Raw genomic sequence first — 16,592 nt, 5'->3', positions numbered from 1 at the left:
GGTGCTGCCGCTGTCGTCCACCGTGCTGGGCGTCCGGGTGCCCTCGGGCGTCGACTCCCTGGCCCGCCAACTCCACCCGGAACGCTTCCGGTGACGGGGGCGACGAGGGCGGCTGAAGCGACGACCGGGATCGAGGTCCCCGCCACGTCCGGCCCGAAGACGATCCGTCGCGGAGCGGTTCCGTATCCGGTGGTGCTCGCGCTGCTTGCCGCCCTGGTCGTGACCGCGGCGACCGCCGGGATCGCGGCAGGCTCCATCAGCGTCCCGGCCGAGCAGGTCTGGGGCATCCTGCTGCATCACGTCCATCCCGCACTGGCGGAGCAGACCTGGACCCCGGTGCGCGAGACGATCGTCATCGACGTCCGCCTGCCCCGGGTGCTGCTGGCCGCCGTGGTGGGCGCGGGCCTGTCCGTGTCCGGGATGGCGCTGCAGGCGCTCGTCCGCAACCCCCTCGCGGACCCCATGCTGCTCGGGGTGTCCTCGGGCGCGTCCGTCGGGGCGGTGCTGGTCCTCGTCCTCGGCGTCACGCTGTTCGGAGTCTTCTCTCTGCCCGTAGCCGCCTTCCTCGGAGCGCTGGCCGCCCTGGTCGCTGTCTACCTGCTGGCGAGATCAGGCGGACGCATGACCACGGTGCGGCTCGTACTGGCGGGTGTCGCCATGGCCGAGGTGCTCTCCGCGGTGGCCAGTTTCCTGGTCGTCACGTCCGACGACCCGCACAAGACGCAGTCGGCGCTGCGCTGGATGCTCGGCGGGCTGGCGGGCACGACCTGGACGAGCGTGTGGATTCCCGTCGTTGCCGTGCTGGCCGGCACGGCGGTGCTGCTCGGCGTCTGCCGTTCGCTGAATCTGCTGCTGGCGGGGGAGGAGGCAGCCGCGGCACTCGGTCTCGACGTGCACCGGTTCCGGGGCGCGCTGTTCACGGTCGTCGCCCTGATGATCGGGACGGTCGTCGCCGTGAGCGGGCAGATCGGCTTCGTCGGTCTGATCATGCCCCACGTGGTACGGCTGTTGGTGGGCGCCGACCACCGGCGCGCGCTGCCCGCCGCCGCCCTGCTCGGGGCCGCGTTCCTCATCGCCGCCGATCTGGCCGCCCGTACCCTGATGAGCCCGGAGGAGATCCCCGTGGGCATCCTCACCGCCCTCGTCGGCGGACCGTTCTTCCTCTGGCTGATGCGCCGGAAGGCCGCCAGATGACCGGGACGCCGACCATCACGCCGTTCGCCCTGGAGCTTGAGGAGGTGTCCGTCGCCGTCCAGGGCCGGTATCTGGTCCGCGAGATGTCCCTCCATGTGGCGCGGGGGGAGGTGCTCGGGCTGGTGGGCCCCAATGGCGCGGGGAAGTCCACCCTCCTGCGAACGGTCTACCGCGCGCTGCGCCCCACCTCGGGCCGGATCCTGCTCGACGGCGACGACATCTGGCGGATGCCCGGCAAGCGCCTCGCCCGGCGCCTGGCGGCCGTGCTGCAGGAGACCGCCGGTGACTTCGAACTCACCGTCCACGACGTGGTGGCCATGGGCCGCACCCCGCACAAGCGGGCCTTCGCGGGCGACACCGTCGACGACCGCGACATCATCCTGGCCTCGCTCCGGGAACTCGGCGTCGCCGCGCTGGCCCACGCACCGTTCGACAGGCTGTCGGGAGGCGAGAAGCAGCGGGTCCTGATCGCCCGTGCCCTCGCCCAGCGCACCGGCACCATGGTGCTGGACGAACCGACCAACCACCTGGACCTGCGTCACCAATTGGATGCGCTCCGGCTCGTGCGGCACCTGGGCGTCACCGCAGTGGTGGCCCTCCACGACCTCAACCTCGCCGCGGCCTTCTGCGACCGGATCTGTGTCATGGAGGGAGGCCGCGTGGTCGCCGTCGGCCCGCCCGGGGACGTGCTCACTCCTGCGCTTCTGGCGGAGGTCTACGGCGTCGAGGCGGAGGTGTACGCACATCCGCGTACCGGGCGACCGCACGTCACCGTGGACCCCCGCACCGACCTCAGGCGCACCGGGCCGGTGACTGGGGGGATCCGGCCAACTGGAGCGGCTGACACGGAGCATCAGGGCGCGGGAAGACCTGAGCGGAGCCCGTGAGGGACCTGCCGTCGCCGCCGACTGCTGACACTGCTCGTCCCACGCGCTTCACACGCCTCACCGGACCTGGTGCACCAGGCATATGCGCGGTGACCGGAACCATCCGCCCGCGTCATCGAGGTGTTGAGGTCCGGCACTCAGCACCTCTACCTTCCTGCTCGTCACTTGTAATTGCACAGAGTTCGCAATAAGCACTCTGTGCCGATCTCAAGGAGGACGCACATGGCACACGCAGGCTGGCAGGAGCCCGAAGAGCCGCAGTCGGGCTGCCTGAAGTCCCACACCCCGGCTGTCGACGCGCCGTTCGAGTGGCGTGAGGACACCGAGGAAGAGGAGACCGCGAGCTGAACCGGGCGGCGGGGGGCAGCGCAGTCGCCGCCTCTCGCCGCACGTCGCACCCGGGCCGGTGCGCCCGAGGAGGCACCGTCCGATTCCGCGGACCGAGGAGCGTGGAGTGCACGTGACCCCAACCGGCCCAACAGCAACGGACGGGAGTCCGGCAGCAGCCGGCCACACACCCGTCCGCCCCCGCGTGCACGACGGGCTGCGTCTGGTGCGGTACGTCGTGCAGGACCGCCCCCGCGTACCGGTCCTGCCGAGCTGCGTCTCCTACAGCGCCCACCTTTCGACGCACCCCGAGATCGCCGCAGCGGCCGTCGACACCGTCACCGGCGGCGCCGCGCTCGGCGACCACGACCTGGCCCGGGCCGCGGCCGTCGGCGAGGCCGTGGAACGCTACTGCGGCAACCTGGTCCCGGACGCGCTTCCGATCGACACCTGGACCCGACTGGTCCGTGCGGGCCGCCCGGCCACGGACCCCCGCGACTTCGCCCTGTACTCGCCTACGCAGTACGCACAGCGCGGCTTCCCCTTCGTCGCCATGGCCCCGGACCTGCCCATCGCCTGGACGATCGGCCGAGATCTGGCAAGCGACGAGGAGGTCCTCGTTCCGGCGTCGCTCACGTACGTCAACTACTTCCGGGGCGCCCGACGCGCGGAACCACCCACGAACTACCCGATCCTGGCCGGAACGGCCGCCGGCGCGAGTCGACAGGCCGCTCAACTCGCCGCCCTTCGGGAGGTGCTGGAGCGTGACGCGGTCACCCTGTGGTGGCTCAGCGGTGCCTCGGCCGCGCCGCTTGCCCTCGACGCGGACGACCGCATCACCACCGCACTGAGCGAAGCCGAAGCCGGCGGTCTGCACGTGACGTTCCTGCGGATCCCGTCCACCTTCGACATCACCGTCGCCGGCGTGTTCATCGAGGACCCGGAACGAGGCCTGGTCGCGTTCGGCAGCGCCTGCCGCTCCACGCCCGAGGACTCCGCGGCCAAGGCCCTGACCGAAGCCGTCGGCATGCACGAGACCGGTCTCGAACTGCTCGCGCACGAGGGCGACTTCTGGACCGCGGTCCGCTCCGGCCGCATCGGCCACCGGCCCTACCGGCCGCACCGCCACGACCGCGCATACCTGCGGGACTTCCGTGCCGACTGGCGTGACGTCAACGACGTACGACTGCACCTCCAGGTGTACCTCGACCCACGGACGCAGGGATCCCGCCTGGACCGCCTCCGCGCCCCCGGCACCGCCCGGAACACACCTCCCGCCCCCGACGGCCGTGGGCACCGTGAACCGGCCGGCATGGACGACCACCTCCGCATGCTCGCCGATCAAGGACTGCGGGCCATCGCCGTGGACCTGACCCCGCCCCAGGTGAGGGCCGCGGGATTCCACGTCGTGCGCGTGCTGGTGCCCGGGTTGACCTGCAACGCCCCGGCCGCTTTCCCGTTCCTTGGCGGCCGCCGGCTGTACCACGAGCCCGTCGCCCGCGGCTGGCTGCCCAGACCGCCCCGCGAAGGCGAACTCGTCCGCGCGCCACTCCCGTTCTCCTGATCGCACCTCGTCCCGCAGTCACCGGCACACGACAAGGAGCCACTGCATGCGTCTCGGGCTGGCCCTGGGCTACGGCGGAGAACCCGTCGAAGAGATCCTCCCCATCGTCCGACGAGCCGAGGACATCGGCGTCGACTCCGTCTGGAGCGTGGAGGAATACGGCCCCGACGCCGTGAGCGTCCTCGGCTACCTGGCAGCCGTCACCCGGCGCATCGCACTCGGCACCGCGGTGATGCAGATCCCCGCACGCACTCCCGCGGCCACCGCCATGACCGCCATGACGCTGGACATGCTCTCCGGAGGACGCTTCCAGCTCGGCCTGGGGCTGTCCGTGCCCTGGATCGTCGAGGGCTGGCACGGCCGCCCCTACGACAGACCGCTGCGGCGCACCCGCGAGTACGTCGAGGTCGTCCGCAAGGCGATCGCCCACGAGGAGCGCGTCGAGCACGACGGCGAGCTCTACCCGCTGCCCTACCGCGGGCCGGGCTCGAGCGGCAGCGCACGCGCCGTGAAGTCCGACATGACCCCGCTACGTCCGCACATCCCTGTCCACTTGGGCGCGATCGGCCCCCGCAACGTCGCACTGACCGGAGAGATCGCCGACGGCTGGTTGGCCGGGATGTACGCACCCGAGCACGAAGCGGCCCTGACCCGCCCGCTCGACGAAGGACTCGCCAAGGCCGGCCGCACACCCGACGACATCAAGATCAACCCGATCCTCTATGTGGCACGCGCCGACACGATCGAAGAGGGCCGCGACAAACTGCGACCCCTGTTCGCCCACCTGATCGGTGCCGTAGGACCGGGAGGACGTAACACCTACTTCGACGTGGCCTGCCAGATGGGCTACGAAGGCCCCGCCCGGACCGTTCGCACCCACCTGACCGACGGTCGCAAGCGCGACGCCGTGGCCGCCGTACCCGACACACTGCTGGACCAGGTCGCGCTGCCGGGACCCCTGCCCGCCATCGTCGATCGGATCCTCGCCTGGAAGGATTCCCGCGTCGACACCCTCATCCTCCTCGACCGCGACCCCGAGCTGCTGGAAGCCGCCCAGGCCGCCCTGTGAACAACCCGGAGCACCCGGCCGCGAGCCGCGCCGTGGACACCCCAGAACCACCGACCGTGCGCCGTGTGTGGACCCTCGCGTGTCCGCTGCTCATCGCCGGTGTCACCCAGATCGCCCTCAACCTGGTGGACACGGTCATGCTCGCCCGGCTGTCCACCCGCGCGCTCGGTGCGTTCGCGCTCGCCGCGCCCGTGTACCTCATCGCCCTGATCGTCGTACGCGGCTGGGCCACCGCCGTCCAGGTCCAGGTCGCCCGGTGTCACGGTGCCGGGCGGCACGAGGACGTCGCCCGTGTCGTACGGGCCGGGCTGGTCATGTCCGCCGGTGCCGGGGTGGCCATCGGTGCCGTCCTGTTCGCCGTCGCCCCGACGGCACTGACCGTGCTGGGCGCTCCCGACGACGTCATGGCACCGGGCACCGACTATCTGCGCCTGGTGGCGTTCGCCGTCCCCTTCGCCGCCGTCTCCTTCACACTCCAGGCCGCGTGCGCGGGTATCGGCGCCACGCGTGCCGCGATGCACACCGCGCTGCTCGTGAACGCCGTCAATCTGCCCCTCGGACTGCTGCTCATCTTCCGCGCCGGTCTCGGAGTCACCGGCGCTGCCCTCGCCACGTTCGCCGCCACCGCCGTGGGAACGGGCTACCTGGCCCTGTACTGCCGCACCAGGCTGCCGAGGCGTACCAAGGGCGCGCACGATCCACCGGGCACCGCCAAGGAACTGTGGCGGATCGGCTGGCCCGAGATGAGCACCCTGGGCATCGGTTACGTCAACGAAGCGCTGATGGCGGGATTCGCCGCCCGCATGAGCACTCCCGACCTGGCCGCCTACCGGATCGTGGACAACCTCACCCTCATCGTCTTCACCTTCCTGGCCTCCGCCTCCACCGCCATCACGATCCTGGCCGGCCAGGATCTGGGCGGCGGTCGTCACGACCGCGCGGTGGCCTGGCGGAAGGCCGGCGCCCGACTGCTCCTGCTGATGCTCGCCCTGCCGTCCGCCGCCGCACTCGTCATCGGCCGCCCGCTGCTCGCGTCGGTGACCGATGATCCCGAAGTTCTCGACAGGGCTTGGTCGGTGACACCGCTGGCGCTGCTCAGCCTGGCGCCTTTCGCGATCGCCATGTCGTACGCCGCCCTGCTGCGAGCCGCAGGCGACACCCGAACCGTCATGATCGCGTCCGTGACCAGCGACTACACGCTGCTCATCCCGCTCGGCTGGCTCCTCGGGGTCCACGCCGGGCTCGCACTGCCCGGGCTCTACCTGGCCTGGACGATGTTCGGGGTCCTCTACGCCATCCTTCTCCTCCCGCAGTACAGACGCCGATTCACGTCGAGCGCGCCGGCGCCACCGCCGTGACTTCCGACGTCGGCCACGCGGCGCTGCGTCGGGTCACCTGCGGCGGTGGATCGGGCGCGAAGCGCCACCGACTCTCCGGCGCGGCCGAGCCGGTACGCGTGGCGCAGCTCCCAGCCGAGCGCCGCAGGGGACGGCGCGTGGCCGCAGCATCAGTGACTGCCCTCGGTGGAGGCGGCGACCGGGATGCTCAGGGCCGTGCACGACAGGGACAACCGCCGCACAGACGATCCCCCGGGCCGCTCGCCCTCAGAATTGCGCAGCGGCGGGCGACGGGGCATCGGCGGATGTGGCGCGTACCGCAGCGGGAGGGGTGGCCGCGTTCGCACAAAGGCGCATATGATGCGGCCGATCCGTCTGCGGGCGGACGTACAACTGAATGCGTACGCAACTGGGGAAAGCCGGTGTGAATCCGGCGCTGACCTGCAACCGTGAGCGGAAGAGCACTACTTGCCGCGAGCCGGAGCACCCACTGCGTACGTGCACTGCTTCTCACTGTCATGGTCTGCAGCGTGGAGCCCGGCAACTGCCTCCCGGGCCCTGCCGTATTCGGTTTCCGAATTCCGAATGCGCGCAAGGGTCCTTTTTGTGACAGCGTCCCGGGAGCCCGTTGCCGGCCCTCATCGAAGGGATCTGTGCCATGGTCGGCGTCAGACCACCGGTCAAGGTTGCCGCCGTTCTCGGTGCCGGGGGCTCGTTCCTCGCCGCGGGCCTGATCACCCTCAGCCCCAACGCGTTCGCCGAGCCGCGACCGGACGCCGCGACCGCCGCCGCTCGCTGGCAGGCGGGCGAGCTCGACAACGGCGCGATACCCGGCTTCTCGCCCGGGATGTACGACTGGGGCCTGACCGTCGACACCCTCATCGCGCTCAAGGCGACCGGTGCGGACGAGGAAGCGGCCGACAAGGTCGTGGACACGCTCAAGGTGCACGTGCGCGACTACAACAGCTACGACGCCTGGAGCGAGCCCGGCCAGCGGGTGGCGGGTGCCACCGCCAAGCTGTTGTACGCGGCCGTCGTCGCGGGGGAGGACCCGGCCAAGTTCGGCGCGTACAACCTGCGCCAGGAGACGCTGGACCTCATCGCCGGACCCGACGCGGGGCTGGAGGAGGGCCGGCTGAAGGACAAGGTCCTCGACGGCAACGACTACAGCAACACATTCGGCCAGTCCCTGGCCGTTGTCGGCCTTGCGCGCAGCGGTGACGTGCCGCAGAGCGCCGTCGACTTCCTGATCGACCAGCAGTGCGCGGCCGGTGGCTTCCGCCTCTACCCGTACGCCTTCGGCAGCGGCACGGTCTCCGGGGACTGCGACGCGCAGGGCGCCGAGGCGGTGCTCGACCCGGACTCCACCGCCATGGCCGTACAGGCACTGCTCGCCGCGGCAGCGGACGGCGCGGAGGGCGCCGCCGCGGCGGCGAAGAAGGGCGGTGACTGGCTGGCGGGCATCCAGCACGACGACGGTGCGCTGATCGGCTCAGGACCCACCGCATTCCCCAACGCCAACAGCACGGGCCTCGGGGGCCAGGCGCTCGCCGCCACAGGCCACCAGGCAGCGGCCGACAAGGCGGCCGACTGGATCGAGGCACGCCAGATCACCTCGTCCAACGCCGGCGCCGCGTCGGCGGAGACCGGCACCATCGCCTACAACGACGAGGCGCTGGCCGGGGCACAGGCCGACGGCATCCCCGACTTCCAGCGCGACCAGTGGCGCCGCTCCACACCGCAAGCAGTGCTCGCGCTGGCGCAGATCCCGCTGGCGGAGATCGGCCTCACCGACCCGGGGCCGGGCCCTGACCCGAGTGGCGACCCGAGTGGTGACCCCTCGGGTGACCCGAGCGGGGACCCGTCCGACGGCCCGAGTGGCGATCCGTCGGGCGACCCGAGCGGGGACCCGTCCGACGACCCGAGTGGTGACCCGTCGGGCGACCCGAGCAGTGCCCCGTCCCACGACGGATCCGGCAGCCCGATGCCCACGGCCGGCACCACCACCATCCCGAACAACCCCGTCCCCAGTGGCGGGAGCGGCCCGCTGGCCGGCACCGGCAGCAGCGCACTGGTCCTCGGGAGCGCCGCAGCGGCGCTGACCGCCGCCGGATACGCCGCCTTCCGCGTAGCCAAGCGCAGGCAGGGGGCCCACACATGACCGCCACGGCACCGAAATGGCACAAGCTCCGCTCCGGAGTGCTCGCGCTCGCCCTCACATTCGGCTCGGCCGGGATCGGCATGGTCACCGCGCCCGCCGCGTACTCCATCGACCACAGCAAGGGCACCCCGGGCTACTGCCCGAACGCCAACGGCGTCACTGTGATGATCGACTTTCAGGAGCTCGGCGGAACGACCATCATCCGCTGTGCCCCGGGCGACCAGGCCACCGGTCACGCCGCGCTGAAGAACGCGGGGATCCGGATCGCCGGCACCAACCGCTGGGGCGAGGCGTTCATCTGCCGCATCGAGGGCAAGCCGGGGCCGGAGAGCGAGCCGTGCATCGACACGCCTCCGGCGACCGCCTACTGGTCGTACTGGCACGCCCCGAACGGCGGCAACTGGACGTACAGCCAGTGGGGCGTGATGAACCGCAAGCCGCCGCCGGGCAGCTTCGAGGGCTGGTCGTTCTCCAAGAACAAGACGTCCACCACCAATCCGCCGCCGCGGATCGCGCCGGTACGGCCCACGAGCAGCCGGCCGCCGGGCTCGGGCGGATCCGGAAACTCCGGCGGTTCCGCCACCGGGGGCTCGTCCACCACGGGCGGCGGTTCCACCTCTGGCGGCTCGTCCGGCGCCGGCGGTTCGTCCACCGCGGCGGGCGGCACTTCCACTTCCGGCGGCTCGACCGGCTCTGGCGGCTCCCTCGGCGGGTCCGCGGCGACCGGGAGCACCGGTGGCGGCAGCGCCACCTTGCCGGGACAGGGCAAGGGACCCGAGGCAGCCTCTCCCAAGGGGGGCAAGGACCCCATGGCCGGCAAGACGGCCAAGGCCGATGGTTCCGCTTCGCCGTCGGCGTCCTCCTCTGACGAGCCGCTGCCCGGCACCGAGGTCCAGCCGAGCGAGGCGCCGCAGTGGACCGGAGCCGGCGAGGACGGCATGCAGACGGTGAACGCCTCTGCCGATGACGGCATACCGGTGAGCACCCTGGCCGGGATCGGCGGCGCCACGGTCCTCGCCGCCGCCGCCGGGATCACCGCCTGGCGTCGGCGCCAGGCGGCCGCGGGACCCGGCGACACCCCGTGAACCAACGGATCCTCCCCTTCCACCCGCCGCTGCCACGCACCGTCCATCCCGGGGCGTGGTGGCTGTGGGCACTGTGCATGGCCACCGCCGCCAGCCGGACCACGAACCCGCTGCTGCTCATCCTGATCCTCGCGGTCTGCGGCTACGTGGTGGTGCGGCGGCGCAGCGACGCCCCCTGGGCGCTCGCGTTCCGGATGTACCTGCTGCTTGGCGCGTTCATCGTGACCATGCGCGTGGTCTTCCGCATCATCTTCGGCGGCGGGCAGGGTGACACCATCCTGTTCACTCTCCCCGAGATCCCGCTGCCCGCATGGGCGGCGGGCATCCGGTTGTTCGGCGCGGTCGCGGTCGAGCAACTCCTCGGCGGGTTCTACGACGGACTGCGGCTGGCGACCATGCTGGTGTGTGTGGGCGCGGCCAACGCGCTGGCCAACCCCAAGCGGATGCTGAAGGCGCTGCCCGGCGCGCTCTACGAGATCGGGACCTCAGTGGTCGTCGCACTGACGTTCGCTCCACAGCTGGTGGAGAGCGTGCAGCGGGTGCGCCGCGCCCGGCGGCTCCGGGCCGGCGGCCAGAAGGGCGCCCGCGCGCTGCGCGGCATCATCATCCCCGTTCTGGAGGACGCCCTGAACCGCTCCCTCGCCCTGGCGGCGGCGATGGCCTCGCACGGCTACGGACGCACCGGCCGGATCACCCCCGGTGCCCGCTTCCTCACCGGCTTCCTGGTGATCACCGGCCTGCTGGGGGTCTGCGCCGGGCTGTACGGGGTGATGGACGCCTCCACCCCGCGCTATCTCGGCGCCCCGATGCTGGCCGCCGGCCTGGTCGTTGCCACGACCGGGTTCCTGCTCGGCGGCCGGCGGATGCGACGCAGCCGCTACCGGCCCGACTCCTGGCGGCTGGGCGAACTGGCTGTTGCCGCCTCGGGTCTGAGCGCGGCCACACTCATGTACGTCACCACCAAGGTCGACGCGGCGAACCTGTACCCCTCCCTGAACCCGCTGACCTGGCCCGAGCTTTCACTGCTTCCCGGGGTGGCTGTCCTCATCGGCGTACTGCCGGCCTGGCTGGCTCCGCCACCGGAGCCCACTCTGGACTCCGAGCAGCCTGATGCCATCGGCGATGTCGTTCACCTCCCGCACCTCAAGGAGCCCGTCGCATGATCGAGTTCAACGAGGTGAGCTTCTCCTACGCGGGGGCCGAGCGGCCTGCGCTGCGCGATGTCGACCTGTCCATCGGCGAGGGCGAGCTGTGTCTGGTCACCGGCCGTACCGGCGTCGGCAAGTCCACACTGCTCGGCGCCGTCAACGGTCTGGTGCCGCGCTTCACCGGCGGACACCTCCGGGGCCGGGTCACCGTCGACGGGCAGGACACGGCGCTGTACCCGCCGCAGGAGTTCGCCCACCTCGTCGGTGTCGTCGGCCAGGATCCCCTCGCCGGGTTCGTCACCGACACGGTCGAGGAGGAACTTGCTTACGGGATGGAGCAGTTGCGCCTGCGGCCCGAGGTCATGCGCAAGCGCGTGGAGGAGACCCTCGACCTGCTCGGTATCGCCGAGCTGCGCCGCCGCGCCCTGCGCACCCTCTCCGGCGGCCAGCAGCAGCGCGTGGCGATCGGCTCGGTGCTCACCACCCACCCCAGGGTGCTGGTCCTCGACGAGCCGACCTCCGCGCTCGACCCCACGGCCGCCGAGGAGGTGCTGGCCTCGATCATCCGGCTGGTGCACGACCTGGGCACCACGGTCCTGGTCGCCGAGCACCGCGTCGAACGCGTGCTCCAGTACGCCGACCGGCTGCTGCACCTGACCGGCGACGGCCGTGTGCGCGACGGCGCGCCCGCCGAGTTGATGGCGGACAGCGACGTCGCCCCGCCCGTCGTACGCCTCGGCCGGCTGGCAGGCTGGCAGCCCCTCCCTCTCTCCGTACGCGATGCCCGCCGCCGGTCCGCCGCACTCCGCGACCGGCTGGCCGGGCGGCAGCCCGCCGCACCCGGGACGGTGCTCGGCGACACGGCACTGTCTGCGGAGAAGGTCACCGTTTCCTATGGACAGCACCTGGCCGTCAGAGCGGTGTCCCTGGAGCTGCGCAAGGGAGAGGTGACCGCGCTGATGGGCCGCAACGGCTCCGGTAAGTCGTCCCTGCTCTGGGCGCTGCAGGGTTCGGGTCCGCGCCGCTCCGGCAGTGTGGACGTGGCCGGTACCGACCCCCGCAAGGTGTCGGCACGCGAGGCCAGAGCGCTGGTCGGCCTCGTCCCGCAGACCGCGAGCGACCTGCTCTACCTGGAGACGGTCGACGCGGAATGCGCCCAGAGCGACGCCGAATCGGCAGCCGCCCCCGGCACCTGCCGCGCCCTTCTCGACAGCCTCGCCCCCGGCATCCCGGGCAAGCACCACCCCCGTGACCTTTCCGAAGGCCAGAAGCTGGCCCTGGTCCTGGCCGTTCAACTGGCCGCCGCCCCCGGGGTCGTCCTGCTCGACGAGCCGACCCGCGGCCTGGATTACCACGCGAAGGAACGCTTCACCGAAGTCGTACGCGACCTCGCCGCACACGGGCGGGCAGTCGTCGTCGCCACCCATGACGTGGAGTTCGTCGCCGGCGCAGCGGACCGGGTGGTGGTCATGGCCGAGGGAGAGATCGTCGCAGACGGGCCGACAGCCGATGTCGTCGTCGCGTCCCCGGCCTTCGCCCCGCAGGTGGCCAAGGTCCTGGCCCCGCAGCCATGGCTGACCGTCGAGCAGATCACCCGGGCACTCGACGCCGAGGAGATCCCCGCATGACCACGACGACGAACCGGCCCCGGACGGACCGGCACCTCGATCCGGGCCGCCGAGTCTCCGTCCTGCGTATCCGCCTGCGCACATCCGTCGTGCTGACACTCGCCAGTATTGCCGGGCTGGCGATGTTCTTCTGGCCGCTGTTCGCACCACCGCAGCCGGAGGCGATGGCGCATTCCGCCGACGCCCCGCTGATCTTCATCATCGCGATGCCCGTCATCCTGGCCGTCGTGCTCGCCGAGATGAGCTCGGGCGGCATCGATCCGAAGGTCCTGGCACTGCTGGGCGTCCTGTCCGCCGTCAATGCCGGGATGCGACCGTTGGGGGCCGGGACGGCCGGCATCGAGACGGTCTTCTTCCTGCTGGTGCTGGCCGGGCGGGTCTTCGGCCCCGGCTTCGGCTTCGTGCTCGGGACCACATCGCTGTTCGCCTCCGCCCTGCTCACGGCCGGCGTCGGACCGTGGCTGCCGTTCCAGATGGTGTCCTCCGCCTGGATCGGGCTCGGCGCCGGACTGCTGCCCAAGCGGGTCACCGGCCGCGCCGAGATCGGCATGCTCGCCGCCTACGGAGTGGCCTCCGCGTACTTCTTCGGCTTCATCATGAACATGTGGTTCTGGCCGTTCACGGCCGGCATCGGTACCCAACTGTCCTTCGACCCCGGCGCATCCGTCGTGGACAACCTGCACACCTTCGTCCTCTTCACCCTCGCCACCTCCACCTTCGGCTGGGACACCGGCCGCGCGATCACCAACCTCATCGCCATCCTCCTCACCGGCCCCGCGGTGCTGGCCGTCCTGCGCCGCGCCGCCCGCCGGGCTGCTTTCGACGCGCCGGTCACCTTCACTCCGACCCAGCCCGGCGCACGCGTCGGAGCGTGACGAACACGAGCGAAGGGATGCGTCCGGGCGCCCGCTGCCGGGCGTCCGGACGGACACCGGCGCCCTACTCCCGACCTGGACCAAGGGCGGCGGCGCACTGACTGTCCTCGGCTGCATCGCCTACCGAGCAGCCCCGAACAAGAAGGAAGAACACAGATGTTGAGAACGACTTACCGACACGCGGTACGCGCGTTGCGCGCCGCCGCGCTGTCCATCGCCCTGGTCCTTGGCTCGACAGGAATCGGCCTGGTCGCAGCTCCTCAAGCCACCGCCCTGACCAGCAAGGGGCTGCCCGGTTACTGCCCGGACGGCAACGGCGTCACGGTCGTCGTCGACTTCCAGGAGCTCGGCGGCGACACGATCATCCGCTGCGCCCCCGGCGACCAGACCACCGGCCTCGCCGCGCTGAAGAACGCGGGATTCGAGATCACCGGAACCGCGCGCTGGGGCGAGGCCTTCATCTGCCGGATCGAAGGCAAGCCCACCGCTGCCACCGAGGCGTGCCAGAACACACCCCCGGCTTCCGCCTACTGGTCGTACTGGCACGCCCCCAACGGCGGCAACTGGACCTACAGCCAGTCCGGTTCCTCGAACCGCAAGCCGCCGCTGGGGAGCTTCGAAGGCTGGTCGTTCTCGCTGAACAAGACAGCGACCACCAATCCGCCGCCCCGGGTCGCGCCCGTCCGCCCGTAACCGGGTCTTCGAACTCGAGTGGTGCGTGTCGCTCCTCGCCCCGTGGTCCCGGCTCATGCAACCCGCCGGGACCACGGGTCGTGCGTCACGAGGCCGACTTACCTGCGCGCACGTCCTGCCCTGGGGCGCGCGGGGAGTGTGACGCCTCGGCGGTCCTACTTCCTGTGGGAGGACTCGACGCGGTGCAGCCTCGGTTCGACGATGTCCGCGATCTTGCCCGCTGCATCCATGTGGACACGTGCTTCGGGATTCTCCAGCATGCGCCGGTAGTGCTCCTCGCTCTCCCACTGTGCGTAGTTGATGACGCGCTCGCCGTCCAGGCTGGCGTGGAAGTTGGCGCAGATGAAGCCGGGCTGGTGCTTCATCGTCTCCTCGGTGGCCCGAGCCAGCAGTTCGAGCAACTCGGCCTGTCGCTCGGGGGCGACGGTGAAGACGTTGATCAGCGTGGTAACGGGAGAGGAGGAGTTGATGTATGCGGTGACGGTCATACGCCGACTCTTCCCGCGGCACCCGCCGGGCCATCGCCTGTGGCCCCGCGTTCCACCGTTCGGAGGCGGCGAGCCCGCCGGGCGGTCTACCTCTCGTGGAGCAGGCGGGGCAGCGCGGCCAGAGCGCCCGCCAGTTCGGTGGCGGGAAGGTCTCCGCCCTGGGCGAGTTCAACTGTCCCGCCGCCCCCCGGCCGTTGAGGAGCACCATGTGCTCCGGATGTCACACGGGAAGTTCGGCGTGGTGACGGGGGCCCAGGAACACGGCCACACCGGTGCCTTCGGGGGCGGGGTGGGTGGCCTGACGCCAGCCGAGCCGTCGGTAGAAGTCCAGTGCGGCTCGTGCCCGCACGGAGGTCAGCAACCACGTGCGGCCGTCGGAGACATCCCGGCTGACCACGTCCAGGAGTGCCGCGCCCACCCCTTTGCCGCGGCCCCGGGAGTGGACGGCGAGTTCGTCGACCTCCTGCCCGCCGCACAGCCAGGCGCGCGTCCGTGGAGCGCCGAGTGCCGCCGACACCTCCGGGTAACAGCGGTCTTCGGGGAATGGGTCTGGGGTGGTCCAGGCCGTGCAGAAGCCGATGAGCCGCTCGCCGTCGAGAGCGACGGCGGCCGCGAACCCGGGACGCAGCACGTCGATGGCCAGTCGGTCCAGATACGCATCGGCCATTGCTGCGTCCTCCGCCCAGGGCGGGGCGGCGAACGCGTCGGCATAGACGTTCCGTATGTCCGCCGCGTACGTCAGCAACCGGTCGCCGGTGGTCGTCTCGACACGCACGGCTCTCACGCGGCTCTCGTCGCCGGGACCGCGGCTTTCGGGTGCAGGGCCGCGTATTCCAGGGGGGCGGACGGATCGATCGAGACATCGAGCGGGGCCGGCGCGGCGTCCGCCCGGACCAGGAGGTCCCCGACGGCGGCGATCATCGCACCGTTGTCGGTGCACAGGCGCAACGGCGGCACCCGCAGGGTGATGCCGGCGGCCGCGCAGCGTTCCTCGGCGAGCGAGCGGACCCGTGAGTTGGCGGCCACCCCGCCGACCACGACCAGTGTGGCGACGCCATGGTCCCGGCAGGCGGCAACGGCCTTCCGGGTCAGCACATCGGCCACTGCCTCCTGCAACGAAGCGGCCCCGTCCGCGACCGGCAACGTCTGCTCCCGGTGATGCTCGGCCCAGCGGGCGGCGGCGGTCTTGAGACCGGAGAAGGAGAAGGCGTACGGATCGTCGCGCGGACCGGTGAGCGGCCGTGGGAACGGCACAGCACGCGGATCACCCTCCCGGGCGGCACGGTCGATGGCCGGCCCTCCCGGATACGGCAGCCCGAAGACCCGTGCCACCTTGTCGAAGCATTCGCCGGCCGCGTCGTCCAGGGTGTCGCCGAGGTGCACGATGGGGTCCCGTACCAGGTCTCGCACCAGCAGCAGCGAGGTGTGCCCGCCGGAGACGATCAGGACCATGCAGGGATTGGGCAGCGGACCGTGCTCCAGGGTGTCCGCGGCCACGTGCCCGGCCAGATGGTGAACCCCGTACAGGGGCACTCCGAGTGAGTAGGCGAGCCCCTTGGCTCCGGCGACACCCACCTGCAGAGCGCCAGAGAGCCCGGGGCCCGTGGTGACGGCGACGGCGTCGATGTCCGCCATGCCCAGCCCCGCCTGCTCCAGTGCCTGGCGCACGACCGGATTGAAGGAGTGGACGTGGGCGCGGGCGGCAATCTCCGGGACCACGCCGCCGAACCGTGCGTGCTCGTCCATGCTCGACGCCACCGCGTGTCCGAGCAGGCGTCCGTCACGGACGAGGCCGGCACCGGTCTCGTCGCACGACGACTCGATCCCCAGCACGATGCGTCCGTTCGCCATGTGACCGGTCCTCCTCAGCCTCACCTTGTTGCTAGAACATTGTAATTGCACATCTGACGCAATAAGGCGGGGGAGTGGCTCGTCGCACGACCGCTGTCCGGTGGTTCTGATCCAGGAGTGCGGAGTCCCGGCCTCGCCACCTTGTCTGCTGCTGCCACGGTGTGCGGGTCTCCACCGGATGCGGCATGTAGGTCCGTCGGTCGGGATCGACGGCCAGCCGGCATCGACTCCGTGCGTCGACTGCCCCCGCGTGTGCCCGCGTCCGACCAGCGCGTCACATCGATC

Annotated in this window: 15 protein-coding genes and 1 riboswitch; of the genes, 12 read left to right on the top strand and 3 right to left on the bottom strand. The window is 71.3% G+C overall.

From position 1 onward, the window contains the following. The first annotated feature begins 90 nt into the window (after nt 1-90). The 12 genes from ACIQMR_RS35005 to ACIQMR_RS34950 all read left to right on the top strand — a co-directional run bounded on the left by ACIQMR_RS35005 (nt 91) and on the right by ACIQMR_RS34950 (nt 13,968). Nucleotides 91-1,194, top strand: coding sequence for a FecCD family ABC transporter permease (locus ACIQMR_RS35005; RefSeq protein ID WP_401396232.1), 1,104 nt, complete (start codon nt 91-93; stop codon nt 1,192-1,194). Beyond that, complete coding sequence (locus ACIQMR_RS35000; RefSeq protein WP_401396229.1) at nt 1,191-2,081, top strand: ABC transporter ATP-binding protein; 891 nt, start codon at nt 1,191-1,193, stop codon at nt 2,079-2,081. The genes ACIQMR_RS35005 and ACIQMR_RS35000 overlap by 4 nt, the downstream gene beginning before the upstream one ends. Before the next feature lie 222 nt (nt 2,082-2,303). Then, nucleotides 2,304-2,429, top strand: coding sequence for a hypothetical protein (locus tag ACIQMR_RS34995; RefSeq protein WP_401396226.1), 126 nt, complete (start codon nt 2,304-2,306; stop codon nt 2,427-2,429). Nucleotides 2,430-2,535: 106 nt separating this feature from the next. Then, entirely contained in the window at nt 2,536-3,972 is a 1,437-nt protein-coding gene (locus ACIQMR_RS34990) for a YcaO-like family protein (protein ID WP_401396223.1), read from the top strand. A 46-nt stretch (nt 3,973-4,018) separates the two neighbouring features. Next, nucleotides 4,019-5,041 (top strand): LLM class F420-dependent oxidoreductase, encoded by a 1,023-nt coding sequence (locus ACIQMR_RS34985; protein WP_401396221.1) that lies wholly within the window; start codon nt 4,019-4,021, stop codon nt 5,039-5,041. After that, nucleotides 5,038-6,399 carry an MATE family efflux transporter gene (locus tag ACIQMR_RS34980; protein WP_401396218.1) on the top strand — a complete coding sequence of 454 codons (1,362 nt, stop codon included), beginning with the start codon at nt 5,038-5,040 and terminating at the stop codon, nt 6,397-6,399. Before ACIQMR_RS34985 ends, ACIQMR_RS34980 begins: the two co-directional genes overlap by 4 nt. A 344-nt stretch (nt 6,400-6,743) precedes the next feature. Further along, a riboswitch (cobalamin riboswitch) is annotated at nt 6,744-6,888 on the top strand. A gap of 148 nt (nt 6,889-7,036) precedes the next feature. Further along, on the top strand, nt 7,037-8,539 hold the full coding sequence (locus ACIQMR_RS34975) for a hypothetical protein (protein ID WP_401396216.1): 1,503 nt from the start codon (nt 7,037-7,039) through the stop codon (nt 8,537-8,539). Next, entirely contained in the window at nt 8,536-9,624 is a 1,089-nt protein-coding gene (locus ACIQMR_RS34970) for a hypothetical protein (protein ID WP_401396213.1), read from the top strand. Before ACIQMR_RS34975 ends, ACIQMR_RS34970 begins: the two co-directional genes overlap by 4 nt. Continuing rightward, nucleotides 9,621-10,787 carry a CbiQ family ECF transporter T component gene (locus tag ACIQMR_RS34965; RefSeq protein WP_401396210.1) on the top strand — a complete coding sequence of 389 codons (1,167 nt, stop codon included), beginning with the start codon at nt 9,621-9,623 and terminating at the stop codon, nt 10,785-10,787. The genes ACIQMR_RS34970 and ACIQMR_RS34965 overlap by 4 nt, the downstream gene beginning before the upstream one ends. After that, a complete protein-coding gene (locus tag ACIQMR_RS34960; protein ID WP_401396208.1) occupies nt 10,784-12,400 on the top strand; it encodes an ABC transporter ATP-binding protein in 1,617 nt (538 codons plus the stop codon). The genes ACIQMR_RS34965 and ACIQMR_RS34960 overlap by 4 nt, the downstream gene beginning before the upstream one ends. Further along, nucleotides 12,397-13,275: an ECF transporter S component gene (locus ACIQMR_RS34955; protein ID WP_401396205.1), complete on the top strand. Its 879-nt coding sequence runs from the start codon at nt 12,397-12,399 to the stop codon at nt 13,273-13,275. Before ACIQMR_RS34960 ends, ACIQMR_RS34955 begins: the two co-directional genes overlap by 4 nt. 156 nt (nt 13,276-13,431) lie before the next feature. Further along, entirely contained in the window at nt 13,432-13,968 is a 537-nt protein-coding gene (locus tag ACIQMR_RS34950; protein WP_401396203.1) for a flagellar hook-length control protein FliK, read from the top strand. A gap of 155 nt (nt 13,969-14,123) precedes the next feature. Here ACIQMR_RS34950 and ACIQMR_RS34945 read toward each other — a convergent pair whose 3' ends face one another. The 3 genes from ACIQMR_RS34945 to tsaD form a co-directional block, all read right to left on the bottom strand. Then, a complete protein-coding gene (locus ACIQMR_RS34945; RefSeq protein WP_401396200.1) occupies nt 14,124-14,456 on the bottom strand; it encodes an antibiotic biosynthesis monooxygenase family protein in 333 nt (110 codons plus the stop codon). Between the two features lie 220 nt (nt 14,457-14,676). Beyond that, nucleotides 14,677-15,231, bottom strand: a complete 555-nt coding sequence (locus ACIQMR_RS34940) for a GNAT family N-acetyltransferase (RefSeq protein WP_401396243.1) — start codon at nt 15,229-15,231, stop codon at nt 14,677-14,679. Nucleotides 15,232-15,236: 5 nt separating this feature from the next. Further along, nucleotides 15,237-16,307: a tRNA (adenosine(37)-N6)-threonylcarbamoyltransferase complex transferase subunit TsaD gene (gene tsaD, locus ACIQMR_RS34935; protein WP_401396198.1), complete on the bottom strand. Its 1,071-nt coding sequence runs from the start codon at nt 16,305-16,307 to the stop codon at nt 15,237-15,239. Nucleotides 16,308-16,592 lie beyond the last annotated feature (285 nt).

The sequence above is a fragment of the Streptomyces sp. NPDC091376 genome (assembly GCF_044757085.1).
Classification (GTDB): Bacteria; Actinomycetota; Actinomycetes; order Streptomycetales; family Streptomycetaceae; genus Streptomyces; species Streptomyces pratisoli.
This window is presented reverse-complemented; position numbering and strand designations above follow the sequence as displayed.

Bases quoted from the DNA above. Each gene is read 5' to 3' on its own strand.
- ACIQMR_RS34950 (WP_401396203.1), top strand. From the start codon at position 13,432: ATGTTGAGAACGACTTACCGACACGCGGTACGCGCGTTGCGCGCCGCC.
- ACIQMR_RS35000 (WP_401396229.1), top strand. From the start codon at position 1,191: ATGACCGGGACGCCGACCATCACGCCGTTCGCCCTGGAGCTTGAGGAG.
- ACIQMR_RS34995 (WP_401396226.1), top strand. From the start codon at position 2,304: ATGGCACACGCAGGCTGGCAGGAGCCCGAAGAGCCGCAGTCGGGCTGC.
- ACIQMR_RS34975 (WP_401396216.1), top strand. From the start codon at position 7,037: ATGGTCGGCGTCAGACCACCGGTCAAGGTTGCCGCCGTTCTCGGTGCC.
- ACIQMR_RS34955 (WP_401396205.1), top strand. From the start codon at position 12,397: ATGACCACGACGACGAACCGGCCCCGGACGGACCGGCACCTCGATCCG.
- ACIQMR_RS34970 (WP_401396213.1), top strand. From the start codon at position 8,536: ATGACCGCCACGGCACCGAAATGGCACAAGCTCCGCTCCGGAGTGCTC.
- ACIQMR_RS34945 (WP_401396200.1), bottom strand. From the start codon at position 14,456: ATGACCGTCACCGCATACATCAACTCCTCCTCTCCCGTTACCACGCTG.
- ACIQMR_RS34985 (WP_401396221.1), top strand. From the start codon at position 4,019: ATGCGTCTCGGGCTGGCCCTGGGCTACGGCGGAGAACCCGTCGAAGAG.
- ACIQMR_RS34960 (WP_401396208.1), top strand. From the start codon at position 10,784: ATGATCGAGTTCAACGAGGTGAGCTTCTCCTACGCGGGGGCCGAGCGG.
- tsaD (WP_401396198.1), bottom strand. From the start codon at position 16,307: ATGGCGAACGGACGCATCGTGCTGGGGATCGAGTCGTCGTGCGACGAG.